The sequence below is a fragment of the Actinoallomurus sp. NPDC052274 genome, assembly GCF_040679475.1.
GTDB lineage: Bacteria > Actinomycetota > Actinomycetes > Streptosporangiales > Streptosporangiaceae > Actinoallomurus > Actinoallomurus liliacearum.
On the sequence record NZ_JBFAUT010000008.1, the window covers coordinates 39,625 to 57,859 of the forward strand.

Here is an 18,235-nt window from a genome sequence, read left to right on the forward strand (position 1 = left end):
AGCGCAATGGCCGGGCCGTAAGGACCAATAGGGCGGCAATCGATTGGGCCAATGCGAGGAACTCGCTCGGCCCGGCGCCGGTCGGCTCCCTAGGATTGCCTCCGATGGACAACGATGAGCCGACGCGGCCCGAGACGACGGTGATCGAGGTGCCGCAGTGGCAGGGGTCGTCCTCCGCGAGGGCGCACCGGCTCCGCGCCGGGGCCCGTCTCCTGGCCGACCTCCTGCCCACCGCCGACCGGGTGAGCGTCGACATCGTGGACGGCGCGGGCGCGGCGGCACTCACCGGCAACGCGCTGCGGATCCGCGCCGCCCTGGAACGTGCCGGCGGCCGGTTCGCCGTCACACTCGGCGGCGACTGCGGCGTCGAACTCGAGCCGGTCGCCGCGGCGGCACGCCGGTACGGCGACCGGCTCGCCGTCGTCTGGTTCGACGCGCACGGCGACCTCAACACGCCGGCCTCGTCGCCCTCCGACGCCTTCCACGGCATGGTCTTGCGCACCCTGCTGGGCGACGGCCCGGCCGACCTGGTGCCCGGCCGCCCGCTGAAACCGGGCCAGGTCGTGCTCGCCGGCGTCCGGGACCTCGACCCGGCCGAACACGAGTACGCGACCGCCGCCGGCATCCCCGTCGTCGACGACCCGGAGGCGCTCGTCGAGGCGGTCGGCGACGCGTCGGCCGTGTACGTGCACATCGACCTCGACGTCCTCGACCCGTCGGTCTTCCGCTCCGTCGGCCTGCCCACCCCAGGAGGGCTGACCCCCGACCGGCTGCTCGCGATGGTGCGCGCCCTCGCCCGGCGGTTCGAGGTGGCCGGTCTCGGCATCACCGAGTACGAGCCCGCGCGGCCGGAGGATCAGGACCTCCTCGCCGGCCTGGTCGGGCCGATCGCGGACGCCTGCCGCTCGTCCGTCGTCGACCTGGTCGAACGCCGGGCCCGCGCGGCCTGGCCGGCCGAGTTCGTCGAGGAACGCGCGGGCTGGCTGCTACGGCACACGTCGGATGTCCGGCGGCGCCGCTCGAACTCGGCCGTGCCGCCGCGGGCCGACGCGGAGCCGGCCGTCCGCGACGTCGAGCGCTTCTACCGGGAACGCTCCCGGCCGGTCATCGTGCAGATCCCCACCGGCTTTGAGAGCGTCGACGCCCTGCTCGACCATCGCGGGTACCGACGCGAGGCGCCGGTGGCCGTGCTCACGGCGTTCACCGAGGACGTGGTCGCCGCGACGGAGGACGCCGCGGCGCGGGTCCGGATCGACGAGAGCCCCGAGACGTGGCTCCCGGTCTTCGCCGAACTCGACGACCACGCCGACTCGGCGGCGGTCGGCCGGCAGGTGATCTCGCGCATCGCCGCACCGGCCGGGTTCGCGGCCGCGGTGCGGGACGGAAGGCCCGCCGGCATGGGCCTGTTCGTGGCCGACACCGGCTGGGCCGGCGCCTTCTGCATGGCCGTCCATCCGGAGCGGCGGCGCGAGGGCCTCGGCGCCGCCATCCTCGGGGCGGGCGCCCGCTGGGCCGCCCGCCAGGGCGCGCACCGGATGTATCTCCAGGTCGAGATGGACAACGACGCGGCCCGGCGGCTCTACGAGAAGGCCGGGTTCACCCGGTCGTACGGCTACCACTACCGGATCGCACCCTAGGGGCGCCTGGTGGATCTTCGTCCTGGCGACGCCCCCTGACCGGTCAGCGGCCGGCGCGGTCGGGGGAGCCGTCCGCCACCCAGGCGTAGACGGCCGCGAGGCCGTCGGCGACCGTCGTGCGGGGCGTCCAGCCCAGGTCTCGCGCCGCGCTGTCGTTCGCCAGCGCGCTGCGCTGGAGCTCGCCGGGGCGGGCCGGCGCGTACTCCGGGTCCAGGTCCCGGCCCGAGGCGCGGCCGAGCAGGTCGATCAGCTCGCGGACGCTGGTCTCGTGGCCCGTCCCGACGTTCCAGACGCCCGGCCGGTCCGTACGCGCGGCCGCGACGAACGCGTCGGCGACGTCGCCGACGTACACGTAGTCGCGGGTCTGGTGGCCGTCGCCGAAGACCGTCGGCCGCTCGCCGCGGAACGCGCGCCCGCAGAAGATGCCGACGACGCCCGCCTCGCCCGCCGGGTCCTGCCGGGGTCCGTAGACGTTGGCGAGCCGCAGCGCCGCGTGCCGGGTGCCGTACAGCCGGTTGTACAGGCCGAGGTACTGCTCGGCGCAGTACTTCGCGGTGCCGTACGGCGCTTCGGGACCCGGCAGGACGTCTTCGGACGTCGGCACCGGTGCGTCCACGCCGTAGATCGCGCCACCGGTGCTGGCGAACAGCACCCGAGCGCCGACCGCGCGGGCGGCCTCCAGCACGTTGACGGTGCCGACGACGTTGACGACCGCGTCGTCGGCCGGCGCGTCCACCGAGACCCGGACGTCGATCTGCGCGGCGAGATGGCAGATCAGCTCGGGCCGTACGCTCTCGACGACCGCTCGCAGCGCCGGAGCGTCCGTGATGTTCACCTTGTGGAGGGTGATCGACGGGTCGAGACGCCCCGGCCGGCCCCGGGACAGGTCGTCGAGAACGGCGACCTCGTCACCGTTCGCGAGGAAGGCGTCCGTCAGGTGAGAGCCGATGAAGCCGGCGCCGCCGGTCACGAGAATGCGCATGTTCGAGAAGCGTAGGCGATCCGCAGGCCGCCCATGGCATGCGCGTCGGACGCGTCGGCACCGGCCACCCTGTCACGGTTCACGGGTCAGACGGCGGGGACCTTGTCCAGGAAGCCGTGGACGTGCTGGATCCGGCCGTCCTCGGCGATGACCGCCACGTCGAAGCCGATCACGACCGCCTCGGCGCCCTCCGGGCCGAGCTCCCAGGTGAAGCGCGCCAGGTTGTGGTGGGCGTCGACCGTCGGGCCGAGCCGGAAGACGAAGTCGGGGAACTGCCCCTGCACCGCGCCGATGACCGCGTCGATGCCGTCGTGGCCCGCGACGTCGGCCAGCGGGTCCACGTAGGTGCCGTCCTCCGTCCAGAGGCCCTCGACCGCGGCGCGGCGGGCGGCGGGGTCCTTCTCGTTCCAGGTGTCGATGTAGCGGCCGACCAGCTCGTTGATGTCGCTCATGGTGTTCCCTCTCCCTCGTGGATCCGACCCCCGTCGGATCCGATGGCCCCAACAATGCCGGTGCGACGGCAGAAGATCGATTACGTGGGAGGTAACGGCCGGGCCTCCCGTCCGGCGGGTCTCTCGCTCGGCGGGCTTCCGTCCGGCGGACCTCCCGCTCGGCGTGGCTCTCGGCGTCGAATCCGCGCGCCCCGGGTATACCGAGACTCCCTGCGCCCGATGCGGCCGTGCCCGTGCGGGAGGCCGTGGCCTGACCCCAGGAGGGACCCGGGATGAGGAGATTCGCGGACCGCAAGGTGGGCGCGGTCGGGCTCGGCTGCATGGGGATGAGCGGGGCGTACACCGAGTCCGAGCGGGACGATCGCCGATCGGTCGGGCTGATCAGGGAGGCCGTGGACCTGGGCGTGACGTTCCTGGACACCGCCGACGTCTACGGCGCCGGGCGGGGCGAGACGCTCGTTGGTCGGGCCCTGCGCGGGATCCGGGACCTCGTCGTGGTGGGCACCAAAGTGGGCCTGGTCGTGGACCCGGAGACGCGCCGGGCGGCCCGTGACGGTACGCCGGAGCACATTCGCGCGGGCGCCGCCGCGAGCCTGCGGCGCCTGAACGTCGACGCCATCGACCTGTACTACCTGCACCGCGTCGACCCGGACGTGCCGCTGGCCGAGACGTGGGGGGCCATGGCCGACCTGGTCGCCGAGGGCAAGGTCCGGTACCTCGGCCTGTCGGAGGTGACCGTCGCGCAGGCCGAGGAGGCGCACCGCCTCCACCCCGTGGCGGCGATCCAGTCGGAGCTGTCGCTGTGGACCCGGGACGCGCTCGGCGCGGACGGCCAGGGGAACGTCGTCGGCTGGTGCGCCGCCAACGGCGCGGCGTTCGTGCCGTTCGCGCCGCTCGGCCGGGGCTTCCTCACCGGCGCCGTCGCGACGGCCGAGTTCGAGGAGAGCGACCTGCGCCGGAGGCTTCCGCGCTTCCAGCCGACCGCGCTCCGGCAGAACCTGCGCATCGTCGACGTCGTACGCAAGGTCGCCGCGCGGCACGCGGTCACCCCGGCGCAGGTCGCGATCGCCTGGACGCTCGCCCAGGGCGGCCACGTCATCCCCATCCCGGGGACGCGGCGGCAGCGCTACCTGTACGAGAACACCCGGGCGGCCGGTGTGGACCTCACCGAGGAGGACCTGGCCGACCTCGACGCCCTGCCCCCGCCGGTCGGCGGCCGCTGCTGAGCGTCCGCCGCGCTCACAGGTCCATGACGGCGAGGACGAACCGGACGTCGTTGTCGCCCTCGTTGGCGTACGAGTGCGGCCGGTCGCCGTGGAAGACGGCGGTGTCGCCCGCCCCGATCTCCGTACGGCTGGCGTCGACGGTCAGGGCGAGCCGCCCGGAGTCCACCGTCACGATCTCGCGGGTGCCGGGAGTGTGCGGTTCGCTGTCGCGGCACTCGCCCGGGCGCAGCACCCAGCGCCAGAGCTCCACCGAGGGGCGTGGGTCGCTGCCCGCGAGCAGTGTGCCGGTGCCGCCGGACGGGCCCTGCCACAGGACGACCTGACGGGCGGCCGGGAAGAACTGGATCGGCGGCTCCTCCTCCACCTGCACGAGCCTGGTGAGGGGGACGCCGAGCGCCTCGGACACGCGGATGAGCGTGCCGAGGTTGGGGTTGCCGCGGGCCTGTTCGAGCGCGACGAGGACACCCTTGCTCACCCCCGCTCGTGCGGCGAGCTGATCGAGGCTCCAGCCGTGGGCCGCGCGGAGGGAGCGTACGGTGCGGGCGACCGCGTCGCCGACCTTGTCCGTCACGGAGGACACCCTAGAGGGTCATTACATTGCACCGCACGGTATGCTGAACCGACCGATGAGGAGAGGGAGTTGTCCGATGCTCGACCAGATCGTCATCGATGAGGCGGTTCAGGCCCTGCGTCCCGACTTCGCGGTCCTGCTGCTGACCGCGGAGGGGCTCGCGAACGGGCCCTCGGACGGCCGTACCGGTGACGTCACGCCGGAGGCGGACGGCGTGGCCGGCGGCCACGTGGAGGCCTGGCGTGAGGCCTATCGCGGGTTCGGCGTCAATCCCAAGCGGGCCCGGCCGTCGGTGGACGCCCTGCTGCGCCGCGGCGACCTGCCGGAGATCAACCGGGTCGTGGACGCCTACAACGTGGTCAGCGTGCGGTTCGAGCTGCCCATCGGCGGCGAGGACCTCGACGCGTACGACGGGCCGGCCCGGCTCGTGCGCGCGACCGGGGACGAGCCCTTCGACACGGTGAAGAACGGCGAGGCCGTCGTCGAGCACCCCGAGCCCGGCGAGGTCATCTGGCGGGACGACACGGGCGTGACCTGCCGCCGCTGGAACTGGCGCCAGTGCACCCGCACCCGCATCACCGAGGACACGAAGAACGCCCTGTTCATCCTGGAGCGGCTGGAGCCGTACCCGCTGGACCGCCTGCGCGCGGCCGGCGAGGCGCTGAGCGGCATGCTCGCCGAGATCTCCCCCGACGTCGTCATCCGCACGCGCCTGCTCGAACCGTGACCATCCTCCTGGCCCTCGCCTCCGCGATCGCGTTCGGCGCCGGTGACTTCTGCGGAGGATCGGCGACACGTCGTTCCGACGACCTGAGGGTCCTGCTGGCCAGCCTCCCGGCCGGACTGTGCCTGCTGCTGCCCGTGGCCGTCTTCTCCGGGCACTGGCACGCCGTACAGGCCGCCTGGGGCGCGGCCGCCGGACTCGCCGGCGGCAGCGGACTGCTGGTCTTCTACCGCGCGCTGGCGATGGGGCCGATGAGCGTCGTCGCGCCGGTGTCCGGGCTGATGGCCGCGGTCGTCCCGGCGGCCGTCGGGGTGGCCCGCGGCGACCGGCTCAGCCTCACGACGGTCGCCGGGATCGTCCTGTGCCTCGTCGCCATCTGCTTCGTCAGCGTCGAGCGCGGGTCCGGGCCGGTCCGGCTGACCGGCGGTCCGGTCCTCGCGGCCCTCGCGGGGACGAGCTTCGGCCTGTTCTTCGTGATCCTCAAGCTGGGCGACGACGGCACCCTCTGGCCGCTGGCGGCTTCCAAGGTGTCGGGCCTGCTGGTCGTCGTCATCGTCGCCGCCGTGAACCGCCGTGGTCCCCGCGCGCTGATCCGGGACCGCGGGACGTTCGGCATCGCCCTGCTGGCCGGCGGCCTCGACATGCTCGGCAACACGCTGTACGTCTTCGCCGCCCGGGCCGGCACGCTCAGCGTCGCCGGCGTCCTCAGCTCCCTCTACCCGGCCAGCACCGTGCTGCTCGCCCGCGTGGTGTACGGGGAGCGGCTGCGGCGCGTCCAGCGCGTGGGCCTGTTCATCGCGGTCGTCGGCGTCGGCCTCGTCACCACCGGCTGACTCCGAAGGGCCGGCCGTTCGGAGTCGGCCGGCCCGCCGGGTCAGTGACTGCCGAGGTTGGCGACGACGCTGGAGTGCTGCGGGCTGGAACGCAGACCGGCGGACTCGAGCGCCGTCCGGTAGGAGTCCATCATCGCCTCGCTGTCGCCGGCGGCGCCGAACAGGTCGCCCAGCTCGCGCCACACCCGTGCCGTCGCGCGCGACGGGGTGAGCATGCGGAGCTGGTCCCCGGTGGCGCGCAGCGCGGTCAGCGCCTCCTCGCGGTCCCCGGTGGCCACGAACGCCTGGGCGAGCATGAGCCGGGCCCGGATGCCGGTCACCGAGCCGCCGGGGTGGGCGCTCAGCTCGGTCAGGACCCGCTGGGCGATCGTGACCGCCGCACCGGGTTCGCCGAGCACCATCTTCGACCGGGCGGTCTCGATGAGGCACTCGGCGGCGTCGACGCCGCTGAGCGACTCCTCCGCCGCGCGCAGGAGCTCCAGCGCCTTGGCGGCGGACTCCGCCGAGGCGTCGCCGGGCAGCAGGCTGCGCGCCGACGCCACCCGGAGCCGGGCCTGCGCCCTGGCCAGGGTCTCGCCCGCGTGCAGCGCGAGGGCCTGGTCGGCGAGGTAGAGGGACTCCCCGCCCGCGCCCTCCTCCAGCGCGCGCTGGCTGGCCTTGCGGTACGCGGTGATCATGACGTTGGGGTCCGACTCGGACGCGGCGAGCAGACGGTCGGAGAGCGCCTGCGCCTGCGCCGTGTCACCGCGGTCGAGGTAGGTGGCGATGAGCGTGCGCCCGACCTCGGCCGCCTCCTCCCCGCCGAACAGACCCAGCTCCGCGAGCCGCTCGAGCGCGGACTCGCCGAGCGCGATCGTACGGCCGAGGTCGCCGGCGGCGCGGTAGCACCGGGCGAGGACGACGATCACCGGCAGCCAGCCCGCCCGGCCGCGGTCGCGCGCGGCCTCCTCGCGAAGCTCCTCCAGCGCCTTGATCGCGTCTTCGCCGTCGCCCCGGGCCTCCAGCGCGCGGGCCTGTCCCCAGCGGGCGCGCTTGGCCAGGTCGGGGTCGTTGTCGATGGCGGAGAGGATGTCCGTGAACAAGCTGAGCGCCTGGTCGGCGTCTCCGGCCAGCAGGGCGAGCTCCGCGTGGCGTACGCGCACCTGCAGGTGGAGGCGCTCCTCCGGCTCGATGCCCTCGGAGAGGTACTCGGGGAGGCAGCCCAGTCGGCTCGCGAGCAGCCGGACCACGGCGGGCGTCGGGGTGCGCTTCCCCGACTCGATCAATGAGATGTAACTGTCGGACAGCTCTGTCCCGGCAAGCTGCGCCTGAGAGAGGTGTTTACTCAGGCGTAGGTTACGGACCCGCTCCCCGACGCTTCCTTGACCCGGCATCTCGACTCACTTACCGAAGGGCTTCACCCGTAATGGGTTACGTCTTGTTTGTGGGGTGCACTACCTCACACATGGAGAGTAACCCAAACAACAAGGACAACATGGATAAGTTTTGGTCAAGGTGTGGGTCGAATCAGTCGTCAGCGTCGTCCTTGCTCGGAAAGATCATGCTGCAGACCTCGAGGTAGAGCTGTTCGGGGTACGGGAGGAAGCTGACGACGCGGAACGCCTGGTCCTGCCCCGCGGACTCCAGGACGAACTCCCCGTAGCCGAGCATCCGCCCGGTGATGGACCGCTGGAAGCTCATGTCGGTGACCTTGGACAGCGGCATCATCGCCACCTTACGCGTCACCAGGCCCGTGGTCAGGAGCATGCGCTGGTTCGTTATCACGAAGTAGTCGACGGACCACTCGGCGACCTTCAGGACGAACCAGGCGAGCAGCAGGAGCCAGGCCCACCAGATCCAGCTGACGACGGCCCCGCCCTGCTTCGCCAGCAGGTTGCTGAGGACGCCGGCGATGATGAGGCCGCCGAGCACGAAGCCGATGGGGGTCATCAGCACCGCGGGATGGCGCCGAACGGTGATCACTTGATGCTCGTGCGGCAGGAGGTAGCGGTGGATGGATGCGGGCGCCGAATCGCCCGGCGTCACCAGTCTCATGGCGCGGTCACGAATTCGGCCACCGAAACGCCCGCCGACGCGGGGCCGCCGTGTGCGTTCCGAGGGAGCTGCGGCGCATCATGGGACTTCGGCGAGCACGGGCCCGTCAAGGCCCCGCCCGTCCGAGTGAGGTACTTCTTCAAGGAAACCCCGCCTCCCGAAGGCCGACACACTGACCCATTAAATTTGTACACCACGCAGCGATCCAGTAGCAAAGAGCCGCGCGTCGAGAGCCTGTCGAGAGCCTGTCGAGAGCTCACACCACGCCGTACAGGCGGTCCCCGGCGTCGCCGAGGCCCGGCACGATGAAGCCCTTCTCGTTCAGGTGGGAGTCGATCGCGGCGGTGACGACACGGACCGGAACGGGACAGTCCGCGAGCTTCTCCTCCATGTGCGCGATGCCCTCCGGGGCCGCCAGCAGACAGATCGCGGTGACGTCGTCGGCGCCCCGGCCCATGAGGAGCCGGATCGCGGCGGCCAATGTGCCGCCGGTGGCCAGCATCGGGTCCAGGACGTAGCACTGCCGGCCCGACAGGTCGTCCGGCAACCGCGTGGCGTACGTCGTCGCCTGGAGCGTGCCCTCGTTCCGGACCATGCCGAGGAAACCGACCTCGGCGGTCGGCAGCAGCCGCGTCATCCCGTCCAGCATCCCGAGGCCCGCGCGCAGGATCGGCACGACCAGCGGCTGCGGGCGCGTCAGCCGTACGCCTTCGGCCTGGGCGACGGGTGTGGTGACTGTCACATCGGCGACGCGGACGTCACGGGTCGCCTCGTACGCGAGCAGGGTGACGAGCTCGTCGGCGAGCCGGCGGAAGGTGGGGGAGTCGGTGGTCGCGTCGCGGAGCGTCGTGAGCTTGTGCGCGACGAGGGGGTGATCGACGACGAGGGTCTTCATGTCCGAAACGGTATCTGAATGGATGTCTGAGCATTGGGAACGTACCCGGCCATGAGCGAAGGGACGAACCCCGACGACCGAATGAGCCCCGAGGAGATCCGTGACCGACTGCGCCGCAGGGCGGTCTTCCTCCGCGAGCTGGCCGAGGCGCGGGAGCTCCGCAAGCGCGTGACCCCGCGCCGAGCACGCCATGAACGCGTTCGCGAGGCGGTCCGCATGCGCACCTTCCGAGCCAACTGACCGAACCCGGGTTTTCCCGTGCCGCGATCCTTCGGCCCCCGCATCTGCCAAGATGCCCGAGCAGGACGCGCGCGGGTGGGGTGGAAGATGACTGAACTGGACACGGCGGACTTCGCTGTCGTGGTCTATCGCGAGGACGACGCGTGGGAGGTGGAGCAGCTTCCCATCGCACTGACGGAAGACCTCGAGGGGCTGATCCACGCCCTCCGACAACAGCCCAGCCTGGGCGGCACCATCGGGCTCGTCGCGGTCGGCGACGACTTCTTCGCGGCACTACGGGTGCTGGGCGACGAGGTGATCGTCTTCCTGTCCGACGTCACCGCGTCCGTGGACTGGGAGCTGGCGAGGCAGATCGTCGAGTTCCTCGAGCTCGACATCCCCGACGACGAGGAACTCGACCAGGTCCTCCCGGCGGGCGACATGTCGATCTTCGCGGACCTGGGCCTGGACGAGATGGAGCTCGGCGCCCTCTCCGGCGACCTCGACCTGTATCCCGACGAGATGCTGTCGAGCATCGCCAAACGACTCGGCTTCGCCGTGGCCTTCGAGCGGGCGATCGAGTAGCGCCGGTTTCGGGAGAGAATGGAACCGTGCCGTACTTCTGCGGGGTGTTCGCGCGCAGCGACGCCGGATGGATCGGGACCGAGCCGGACCTCACCGAGGTCACCGGCCTTGACGACATCGCCGACATCATGCGGGAGACCGGCGTCGAGACGGCGGCCGACACGGTCGTCCTCCTCGTCGAGCAGGAGGACGAGTGGTTCGCCGTCGTCCGCCTCGACGACGGCGAGGACCCCCGCGTCTTCCTCTCCGACGGCAGGGCACCCCAGGGCAGCGAGCTGGCCGAGATGCTCAGCGAGCAGCTCGACGCCCCCGCGGAGACGACGAGCGAGGAGCCGATCGGCGACCCGGAGCTCCTCGCCGACCTCGGAACCACCCCCGCGGCCCTGACCGCACTCGGCGAGCGCACCCTTCCGGGCGACGCGCTGTCGGTCATCGCCGAAGGGGCCGGGTTCGCCGAGGAGTACGACCGGCTGCGGTGACCACGGCCGGGACGGACGCCGGAGGCCCGACGATGGACGAGGCCGCGGCCATGAGGCTCGCGCTCAAGGAGGCGAGGCGGGCCGCCGCCGACGTGCCCGTCGGCGCCATCGTGCTCGCGCCCGACGGTCAGGTCATCGGCGCCGGCCACAACGAGCGGGAGCGCACCGGCGACCCCACCGCGCACGCGGAGATCGTCGCCATCCGCCAGGCCGCCGCGCGCCGAGGCGAGTGGCGCCTGTCCGGCTGCACCCTCGTCGTCACCCTCGAGCCCTGCACCATGTGCGCCGGAGCCGCCGTCCTCGCCAGACTGGACCGGATCGTCTTCGGCGCCCACGATCCCAAGGTCGGCGCTGTCGGCTCACTCTGGGACGTCGTACGCGACCGGCGGCTCAACCACCGTCCCGAGGTCGTCTCCGGCGTCCTCGCCGACGAGTGCGCCGCACTGCTCACCGAGTTCTTCACCGCCCGACGTGACCGAGGACCGTCCGAGTTCCGGTAGGCTGCCCTCTTGGTGGAGTCGCCTAGTGGCCGAGGGCGCACGCCTCGAAAGCGTGTGATGGGGCAACTCATCCGTGGGTTCAAATCCCACCTCCACCGCCATGTTCGGTGGCCCCCTTCGGGGGCCACCTTCCCGTTTTTCTGCTTCCTTCCGGGGGGACGACCCCCCCGGACCCCCCGGTGCGCGGCTTCGCCGCGCGCTCCGCGGGGTTCGGTGGTCCCTTTACGGGGCTTCGGGATTCCTTCTGGGCTGGCAGCCCGAGTCGTGCGCGTGATTCGATCGTGATCCAGGTTGTGGAAGCGGCCGGGGCCCTCAGGGTCTCCCCGGGGATCACCCGGACGATCGAGGGGGAGCGTGCGCGTCATCCGTCTCCGGTTCGCGGCGTTCGTGGCGGTCGCCGGTGTCCTGTGCGGTGGCTGCGGCCACGACCGGCCCGGTCATCGGCCCGCGGTCGGTCCGTCGGCCACCCGGACCTCGCCCACGGCGCGACCGAGGAGCCTTACCGGGGTGATGGTGGGGGCGGACAGTGCGGCCGGGCGCACGCGGGTGACGTATCGACCGGCCAAGGTCAGGCACGTCGTGGACGATTACTCCGAGTACTTCAAGGTCACGGTCACCGGGCCGCCGACGACCCTCGAACTGCGGCCTGATGCCCGGATCCTGCTGCGGGTGCCGCTCCACGGGCTCGACCCGACCGCCGATTCGGTGACCCCGGCGACCTTCGTGGCCGCTCTGGCGCGGAACAAGAGCCAACTGCCGAGCATCGGCTTTCAGATCCGGGTCGGCGCGGACGGGCGGATCACCTACCTGGAGCAGATCTATCAGCCATGAGGCTCGATCGGAAGCCGCTGTACCTACTGGTTTGTACGATGGCCGCATGGACAACACCCGGGAGCGTCTGATCGAGAGCACGCGTGAGTTGCTGTGGGAGCGCGGGTACGTCGGGACGAGCCCGCGGGCGATCCAGCAGCGGGCCGGCGTCGGTCAGGGCAGCATGTACCACCACTTCACCGGCAAGCCGGCCCTCGCGCTGGTGGCCGTGCGCCGTACCGCCGAGGACATGCGGGACAAGGCGGAGGGCGAGCTGTCCGGGCCGGGCACCGCGTACGAGCGCATCGAGGCCTACCTGCTCCGCGAACGGGAAGTGCTGCGCGGGTGCCCGGTCGGGCGCCTGACCCAGGATCCGGACGTGATCACCGATGCGGTGCTCCGGCAGCCGCTGGAGGAGACCTTCGACTGGCTGCGGCGACGGCTGGGCCGGGTTCTCGCGGAGGGGCGGGAGCGGGGCGAGCTGGCGAGCGACCTCGATCCCGTGGCCACGGCGGCGGCGATCGTCGCCACGCTGCAGGGCGGCTATGTGCTCGCCCGGGCGGCCGCCTCCGTCGAGCCGTTCGAGGACGCCGTCAAGGGCGTGCTGGGCCTGCTCGCCGCCCGGGTGACGTCCTGAGGGCGGGACCGCCCGCGGCCGGGAGTGTGGCGGAGATCGGCCACGCGCGGCTGAGCCGACGGTGAGCGGGTAAAGGAAACTTGGTGTTCGGCCCGCCTCCAGCGGGATCTATCGCGTTGCCGCAGACGTCATGCTTACTGACCGGAGACATCCGGCCTGGAGAGGTGGCCACGGGTAGGGAGGGGCGTGTTCGGTCCGCAAGGCTTCCTGACCTTCACCGTGCTCGTGATCGGCTTCATGGGTGCGCTCTACTGGCTGGTCAAGACCAGGATGCTCGCCCTGAAGATGGTCGCCGGAGCGGTCGCGTTCGCCCCGGCGATGCTGTTCGGCGTGGCGCTGGTGAACAAGTTCTACGGCTACTACCAGAGCTGGGACGACGCGTGGCGGGACCTCACCAACCAGGCCCCGGCGAGCGTCGCGCGGGTGCCCGACCTCGGCGACCGCCTGGACCAGGTGCTCGGCGAGGCGGTGAAGAAGCGGCAGGCGCGCAAGAACGGCTTCGCCATGGAGACCGTGCTGACCGGCGCGAAGAGTCACATCGTCCGCCAGGGCATGATCTACCTGCCGCCCCAGTACTTCCAGCGGCAGTACGCCGCGGAGCGGTTCCCCGTCATCGAGCTGATCCACGGCGCCCCCGGCAACCCGGGTGACTACGAGGGCCGGTTGAAGATCTCCGGCATGTTCCGCGGGCTGATCGCGGCCGGGAAGGCCAAGCCCGCGGTGCTCGTCATCCCCGACGTCGGCGGCGGCCGGGACCGGGCCACGCAGTGCCTGGACACGGTGCGCGGCGAGCAGGACGAGACGTACACCGCCTATGACGTCCCCGATCTCGTCGCCGCCCGGCTGCGCGTGCAGCCGCCCGGTCCCGCGTGGGCGATCGCCGGGTTCTCCGAAGGCGGGTACTGCGCGGCCAACCTCGCGCTGCGCCATCCCGACCGGTACGGCATCGCGGCCTCACTGAGCGGCTACTACGAGCCGCTGCGGCACAACAGGCTGCCGCAGCCGGTGGACCCGTTCGGCGGTGACAAGGCGCTGCGGGACGCGAACTCCCCGCTGAAGGTGCTGGCCAAGCCCGGCGTCGGCCGCCGGCTGCCGCACTTCTGGGTGATGACCGGCAACGGGGTGCAGGTCGACCTGGTGCAGGCGCAGGCGTTCGTCGACCTGGTGAAGCGGTACCAGCCGGACGTGCCGTTCCTGATCGTCAAGGGCGGTCAGCACAACTACGGGGCCTGGCGGGAGGCGTTCCCGAAGATGTTCATGTGGGCGACGCCGCGGCTGTGGAGCGCGGTGCCGTGCACGCGGACCCCCGGCCGCGCGACCTGCTACTGAGCCGTTCCCTCGTCCATGTCCAGGACGCGGGCGTGGAGGACGAGACGCTGGTGCAGGGCCGCCCGCAGCGCCCGGTGCAGGCCGTCCTCGAGGTAGAGCTGGCCGCGCCACTGGACGACGTGGGGGAACAGGTCGCCGTAGAAGGTGGAGTCCTCCGCCAGCAGGGAGTTCAGGTCGAGGATGGCCTTGGTGGTGATCAACTGGTCGAGGCGGACCTGGCGCGGGGGAACGTTCGCCCAGTCCCGGGAGCTGAACCGGTGCTCCGGGTAGGGGCGCCCCTCGCCTACTGCCTTGAAGATCACCCCATGCAGTTTAGTGCCGCACCGGCCGGCCTTTGCCTTTTTTGTGGGGTGCGGCGGCCGATCTGCGTCGTACGGGGCTCCTGGGACGAGCCCGGCACGGCGTCATGGACGCCGTGCCGGAAGGGAGTGAACTCAGCGGCGCCTGCCCCGCCAGGACCGGCCGCGCGCCCGCCAGTCGTACCCGGCGCCGAACCCGGCGAAGTGCAGCGCGAGGAGCAGCAGCCCGAGCGTGTCGAGCGTGGGGTAGTTGAAGAAGTCCGAGCTGGCTCCGAGCCAGTCGGCGATGAGAGCGACCGCGAAGCAGATCGCCGCGACGATGGCCAACATGATGAGTGCCTCCTGAGGTTGATCCCGTCCCCCGAGACGCCCAAGTGATCTCCCGGAGGAAGGAGGTCAAACCTCGGCTTCGGACCCCGTTCGCCGCGCGCGCAGGCTCGTCTTCTTCGCGCGGTTGCCGCACGTCCCCATCGAGCACCAGCGGCGGGTGCCGGGCCGTGAGCCGTCCAGGAACAGCGCCCCGCAGCGCGGGCCGGCGCACTCGCGGACGCGTGTGACGGCCGGCGAGGTGACGAGGTCCAGCGCGTCCCGTGCGATCAGGGCGAGCGTGGCCGTGACCGGGTCGTCCGCCCGCCACCGGATCTCCCCGGAGGCGTCCAGGACGGGTACGGGAACGGGCACGGCGGCGGCCCGGTTGAGGTGCTGCCGCGCGTCGTCGCCGCAGGCCGCCGGGTCGCCCGTACGGACGGCGGCGATGACGAGCGCGTGCACCGCCTCGCGCAGCTCGCGGGCGCGGGCCGCCCGCGCGGAGTCGGCCATGACGTCGAGGGAGCAGGGCCCGCACTGGCGGACCCAGGCGGCCAGGGCCGGGCCGTCGGGCAGCTCCTCCGACTCCACCGGCGTCCCGCGGTACCGCAGGGTGCGGATGAAGTCCAGGCACAGTCGGCCCGCTCCTTCGCGGAACCGGACGCTCGTCGTCGTCATGCACCCACCCTAACTGGAGGGAACCGGTTTAACTGGTACCTTTTGCCGGAACTCCCGGACCGTCCCCCGCATGTGAGGTTCCGTGTCTCTCCGCCCCTCTCCCGACACCGAGGCGTCTCCCGCCCGCTCCGCGCCGGAGTCCGGCCCGCCGGGCTGGCTGGTGCTGCTTCTCGCGGTGTCGTGCGGGCTGACCGTCGCGAACCTGTACTACGCCCAGCCCCTCCTGGCCGAGCTCACCGGCTCGTTCCACATCGGCGGCGTCGCCGCCGGGGCGCTGATCACGGTGACCCAGCTCGGATACGCGGCCGGGATGCTCTTCCTCGTCCCCCTCGGCGACCGCGTCGAGAACCGGCGGCTCGTCTCGACGCTGCTGGGGATCACCTGCGCGGCCCTGCTCGTCGCCGCGACGGCTCCGGCGTTCCCCGTCCTCCTCGTCGCCTCGCTCGTCAGCGGGGCGACCTCGGTCGTCGTCCAGATCCTCATCCCGTTCGCCGCCGACCTGGCGCCGGACGCCACGCGCGGCCGCATCGTCGGCCGGGTGGTGAGTGGGCTCCTCGCCGGCATCCTGCTCTCCCGCGCGCTGAGCAGCATGCTGGCCGACCTCGCGGGCTGGCGCGTCATCTACTTCGCGTCCGCCGTCCTCATGGCCGTGCTGGGGCTCGTCCTCCGCACGACCCTGCCGCCGCACCCCGCGAAGACGGATCTGTCGTACGGCCGTCTGCTGCGCACGACCGTCCAGTTGGTGCGCGTCCACCCGGCGCTGCGGCGGCGGGCGCTGTACCAGGCCGCGATGTTCGGCGCGTTCAGCGCCTTCTGGACGACGATCGCCTTCGTCCTCACCGGCCCGCCGTTCCACTACTCCCAGCTCGGCGTCGGACTGTTCGCTCTGGTCGGCGCGGGCGGCGCGCTGATCGCGCCCTGGGCCGGGCGCTGGGCCGACCGGGGGCTGACCCGGCCGATGACGGCCGTCGGCCTGGCGGGCGCGGCCGTGTCCTTCGGCGTCGCGGCGCTGGGCCGGCACAACGTGATCCTGCTCGGCCTCGCGGCGGTCCTCATCGACATGGCCGTGCAGACGACCCTGGTCCTCGGCCAGCACACCGTCTACGCGCTGGACGCCACCGCCCGCGCCAGGCTGAACAGCGCGTACATCGCGACGTTCTTCGTCGGCGGGGCGGCGGGGTCACAGCTCGGATCGTTCGCCTACCACGACTGGGGCTGGGGCGCCCTGACCGCCTTCGGCGCGGCCCTCCCCGTCCTGGCCCTCCTCGGCTGGTGCACCGAACGCCGCGGTCAGCGTTGACGCCGCCTCTCAGAGGCTCCTGCGGTGGGGCGGCACGATCCGCCCACGTCGGGTGATCCTGGAGAGCGGCCATGACACGCGGCGATTCCTCCCAGGGAATCGCCGACGCGCGGAACGCCCGATACAACTGCCTCGTGACCATTACGACCGAGCGGACCGGCGTCGGGGCGGAGCTGCGGCGCTGGCGACGTGTCCGCCGGATCAGCCAGTTGGAGCTCGCCGTGCTGGCGGGCACGACGCAACGCCATCTGAGCTTCATCGAGAGCGGCCGATCCCAGCCGGGCCGCGCGATCGTGATCCGGCTGGCCGAGTCGCTCCGCCTGTCGCTGCGGGAGCGCAACGGCCTGCTCGCCGCGGCCGGCTACGCACCGGTCTTCAGCGAGTCCGGCTTCGACGAGGAGGCCCTGCGCCCGGTCCGTACGGCGCTGGAACAGATCCTGTACGGCCACCTGCCGTATCCGGCGCTCGTCGTCGGACCACGCGGCCGGGTGGTCGCGGCCAACGACGCCGTCGAGGTGTTCACCGAGGGCGCCTCGCCCGAACTGCTCACGCCTCCGGTGAACATGTTCCGGCTCATGCTGCACCCGGAGGGGATGGCCCCCAGAGTGCGGAACTTCGCCGAGTGGGGGCGGCACGTCATCCAAGGCCTTCACGCCCGGGCGCAGCGCAGCCCCGACCCACGCCTCGACGAGTTCGTCGCCGAACTGGCCGGATACGTGCCCGACACGCCGGTCGGCCCGGACCACCTCGGCTTCGCCGTACCGATGCGCCTGGCCTCGGCGGACGGTGAGCTGCGCCTGATCACCACGCTGACGTCGTTCGCCACCGCCACGGACGTCACGCTCGCCGAACTCCACCTGGAGGCGTTCCTGCCAGCCGACCAGGCCACCGCCGACCTCCTCCACCTCCGCGCCGAGCGCCGCGCGGCGACCTGGGCATCTACCATTCCGGCGTGCGCACTCTCGTCCTGTGGGACGTCGATCACACGTTGGTCCGGATCCGCGGACTGAGCGCGGAGATCTACGCGACGGTGTTCCGCCAGGTCACCGGCCGTGCCATGGAGCGCCTCGCGGACCTGGCGGGCAAGACCGACCGCGCGATCATCACCGAGACGCTGCGCCTGCACCGGATCACGCCGACGGAGAGCCTGCTGATGGCCTTCCACGACGCGCTCGTGGCGGGCTTCGCCGACCGCGAGGACGAGATCGGCCGCCGTGGAGCGCCCCTGCCGGGCGCCCGCGAGGCGCTGTCCGCGCTCGCGGCCCGGCCCGAGGTCGTACAGTCCGTCCTCACGGGCAACCTGTCGCCGATCGCCCTCGGCAAGCTCAGCGCCTTCGACCTGCACACCTTCGTGGACCTCGAGATCGGGGCGTTCGGCTTCGACGACCTCCTGCGCCCACCGATGGTCGGGATCGCCCGCAGACGCGCCACCGACAAGTACGGCGACTCCTTCGACCCCGCGCACACGGTCGTCATCGGCGACACACCGCACGACGTGCGCGCCGGCCACCAGGGCGGCGCCCGCGTCGTCGCCGTGGCCACCGGCGCCAGCGACGAGGCGACCCTCCGCGCCGCAGGCGCCGAACTGGTCCTCGCCGACCTGAGGGACACGGAGACGGTGGTCCGCTCGGTGTTGGGCGTCAGCAGCCGGTGATCACTGGCGCTCACGCCGACGGCATACGCCACGGCGCCGCTGATCACTGGCACCTACTGTTCCCTAAGAGCATCGATCACCAGTG

At 72.0% G+C, this 18,235-nt stretch carries 23 protein-coding genes and 1 tRNA gene; 15 read left to right on the top strand and 9 right to left on the bottom strand.

Annotated features, from left to right (window positions below; all coding sequences use genetic code 11):
* Positions 1–104: 104 nt before the first annotated feature.
* Positions 105–1,637: a GNAT family N-acetyltransferase gene (locus AB0K82_RS09440; protein WP_364394726.1), complete on the top strand. Its 1,533-nt coding sequence runs from the start codon at positions 105–107 to the stop codon at positions 1,635–1,637.
* Between the two features lie 43 nt (positions 1,638–1,680).
* Here AB0K82_RS09440 and AB0K82_RS09445 read toward each other — a convergent pair whose 3' ends face one another.
* The gene (locus tag AB0K82_RS09445) at positions 1,681–2,619 is read right to left on the bottom strand and encodes an NAD-dependent epimerase/dehydratase family protein (RefSeq protein WP_364394728.1); all 939 of its coding nucleotides are present in this window, start codon (positions 2,617–2,619) and stop codon (positions 1,681–1,683) included.
* 86 nt (positions 2,620–2,705) lie between these two features.
* Entirely contained in the window at positions 2,706–3,071 is a 366-nt protein-coding gene (locus AB0K82_RS09450) for a nuclear transport factor 2 family protein (RefSeq protein ID WP_364394730.1), read from the bottom strand.
* A 272-nt stretch (positions 3,072–3,343) separates the two neighbouring features.
* Here AB0K82_RS09450 and AB0K82_RS09455 point away from each other — a divergent pair, with 272 nt between their 5' ends.
* Positions 3,344–4,297 (top strand): aldo/keto reductase, encoded by a 954-nt coding sequence (locus AB0K82_RS09455; RefSeq protein ID WP_364394732.1) that lies wholly within the window; start codon positions 3,344–3,346, stop codon positions 4,295–4,297.
* Positions 4,298–4,310: 13 nt separating this feature from the next.
* Here the strand turns inward: AB0K82_RS09455 and AB0K82_RS09460 are convergent, their stop codons facing one another.
* Positions 4,311–4,868: an XRE family transcriptional regulator gene (locus tag AB0K82_RS09460; protein WP_364394734.1), complete on the bottom strand. Its 558-nt coding sequence runs from the start codon at positions 4,866–4,868 to the stop codon at positions 4,311–4,313.
* Between the two features lie 76 nt (positions 4,869–4,944).
* On the opposite strand from AB0K82_RS09460, the gene AB0K82_RS09465 reads away from it, so the two are divergent.
* Positions 4,945–5,595 (top strand): phenylalanine--tRNA ligase beta subunit-related protein, encoded by a 651-nt coding sequence (locus AB0K82_RS09465; RefSeq protein ID WP_364394736.1) that lies wholly within the window; start codon positions 4,945–4,947, stop codon positions 5,593–5,595.
* Entirely contained in the window at positions 5,592–6,425 is an 834-nt protein-coding gene (locus tag AB0K82_RS09470; RefSeq protein WP_364394738.1) for a DMT family transporter, read from the top strand. Before AB0K82_RS09465 ends, AB0K82_RS09470 begins: the two co-directional genes overlap by 4 nt.
* Positions 6,426–6,466: 41 nt before the next feature.
* Here the strand turns inward: AB0K82_RS09470 and AB0K82_RS09475 are convergent, their stop codons facing one another.
* The 3 genes from AB0K82_RS09475 to upp form a co-directional block, all read right to left on the bottom strand.
* Positions 6,467–7,798, bottom strand: a complete 1,332-nt coding sequence (locus AB0K82_RS09475) for a helix-turn-helix domain-containing protein (protein WP_364394740.1) — start codon at positions 7,796–7,798, stop codon at positions 6,467–6,469.
* Positions 7,799–7,931: 133 nt separating this feature from the next.
* Entirely contained in the window at positions 7,932–8,459 is a 528-nt protein-coding gene (locus AB0K82_RS09480) for a PH domain-containing protein (protein WP_364394742.1), read from the bottom strand.
* 256 nt (positions 8,460–8,715) lie between these two features.
* The gene (upp, locus tag AB0K82_RS09485) at positions 8,716–9,354 is read right to left on the bottom strand and encodes a uracil phosphoribosyltransferase (protein WP_364394744.1); all 639 of its coding nucleotides are present in this window, start codon (positions 9,352–9,354) and stop codon (positions 8,716–8,718) included.
* Between the two features lie 51 nt (positions 9,355–9,405).
* On the opposite strand from upp, the gene AB0K82_RS09490 reads away from it, so the two are divergent.
* The 8 genes from AB0K82_RS09490 (at position 9,406) to AB0K82_RS09525 (ending at position 13,913) form a co-directional block, all read left to right on the top strand.
* Positions 9,406–9,594, top strand: coding sequence for a hypothetical protein (locus AB0K82_RS09490; RefSeq protein WP_345366142.1), 189 nt, complete (start codon positions 9,406–9,408; stop codon positions 9,592–9,594).
* Between the two features lie 87 nt (positions 9,595–9,681).
* Entirely contained in the window at positions 9,682–10,158 is a 477-nt protein-coding gene (locus tag AB0K82_RS09495) for a tRNA adenosine deaminase-associated protein (RefSeq protein WP_364394746.1), read from the top strand.
* Positions 10,159–10,184: 26 nt separating this feature from the next.
* On the top strand, positions 10,185–10,637 hold the full coding sequence (locus AB0K82_RS09500) for a tRNA adenosine deaminase-associated protein (protein ID WP_364394748.1): 453 nt from the start codon (positions 10,185–10,187) through the stop codon (positions 10,635–10,637).
* 32 nt (positions 10,638–10,669) lie between these two features.
* On the top strand, positions 10,670–11,137 hold the full coding sequence (gene tadA / locus AB0K82_RS09505; protein WP_364395048.1) for a tRNA adenosine(34) deaminase TadA: 468 nt from the start codon (positions 10,670–10,672) through the stop codon (positions 11,135–11,137).
* Positions 11,138–11,148: 11 nt separating this feature from the next.
* Positions 11,149–11,238 (top strand) — tRNA-Ser (locus tag AB0K82_RS09510).
* A 253-nt stretch (positions 11,239–11,491) separates the two neighbouring features.
* Positions 11,492–11,968: a hypothetical protein gene (locus tag AB0K82_RS09515; protein ID WP_364394750.1), complete on the top strand. Its 477-nt coding sequence runs from the start codon at positions 11,492–11,494 to the stop codon at positions 11,966–11,968.
* A 46-nt stretch (positions 11,969–12,014) separates the two neighbouring features.
* Positions 12,015–12,584, top strand: coding sequence for a TetR/AcrR family transcriptional regulator (locus AB0K82_RS09520; RefSeq protein ID WP_364394752.1), 570 nt, complete (start codon positions 12,015–12,017; stop codon positions 12,582–12,584).
* Positions 12,585–12,770: 186 nt separating this feature from the next.
* Positions 12,771–13,913 (top strand): alpha/beta hydrolase-fold protein, encoded by a 1,143-nt coding sequence (locus tag AB0K82_RS09525; RefSeq protein WP_364394754.1) that lies wholly within the window; start codon positions 12,771–12,773, stop codon positions 13,911–13,913.
* On the opposite strand, the gene AB0K82_RS09530 is transcribed toward AB0K82_RS09525, so the two are convergent.
* From AB0K82_RS09530 to AB0K82_RS09540, 3 genes are all read right to left on the bottom strand, one after another.
* Positions 13,907–14,215: a type II toxin-antitoxin system VapB family antitoxin gene (locus AB0K82_RS09530; RefSeq protein WP_345366129.1), complete on the bottom strand. Its 309-nt coding sequence runs from the start codon at positions 14,213–14,215 to the stop codon at positions 13,907–13,909. The two genes, AB0K82_RS09525 and AB0K82_RS09530, sit on opposite strands and share 7 nt — an antisense overlap.
* A gap of 132 nt (positions 14,216–14,347) precedes the next feature.
* Positions 14,348–14,542 (bottom strand): hypothetical protein, encoded by a 195-nt coding sequence (locus AB0K82_RS09535; RefSeq protein ID WP_345366127.1) that lies wholly within the window; start codon positions 14,540–14,542, stop codon positions 14,348–14,350.
* Positions 14,543–14,608: 66 nt separating this feature from the next.
* A complete protein-coding gene (locus AB0K82_RS09540; RefSeq protein WP_364394756.1) occupies positions 14,609–15,196 on the bottom strand; it encodes an ABATE domain-containing protein in 588 nt (195 codons plus the stop codon).
* Between the two features lie 82 nt (positions 15,197–15,278).
* Between AB0K82_RS09540 and AB0K82_RS09545 the strand changes: the two genes are divergently transcribed.
* From AB0K82_RS09545 to AB0K82_RS09555, 3 genes are all read left to right on the top strand, one after another.
* Entirely contained in the window at positions 15,279–16,496 is a 1,218-nt protein-coding gene (locus tag AB0K82_RS09545) for an MFS transporter (RefSeq protein WP_364394758.1), read from the top strand.
* A gap of 71 nt (positions 16,497–16,567) precedes the next feature.
* Complete coding sequence (locus AB0K82_RS09550; protein WP_364394760.1) at positions 16,568–17,506, top strand: helix-turn-helix domain-containing protein; 939 nt, start codon at positions 16,568–16,570, stop codon at positions 17,504–17,506.
* On the top strand, positions 17,449–18,150 hold the full coding sequence (locus AB0K82_RS09555) for a haloacid dehalogenase-like hydrolase (protein ID WP_364394762.1): 702 nt from the start codon (positions 17,449–17,451) through the stop codon (positions 18,148–18,150). The genes AB0K82_RS09550 and AB0K82_RS09555 overlap by 58 nt, the downstream gene beginning before the upstream one ends.
* Positions 18,151–18,235 lie beyond the last annotated feature (85 nt).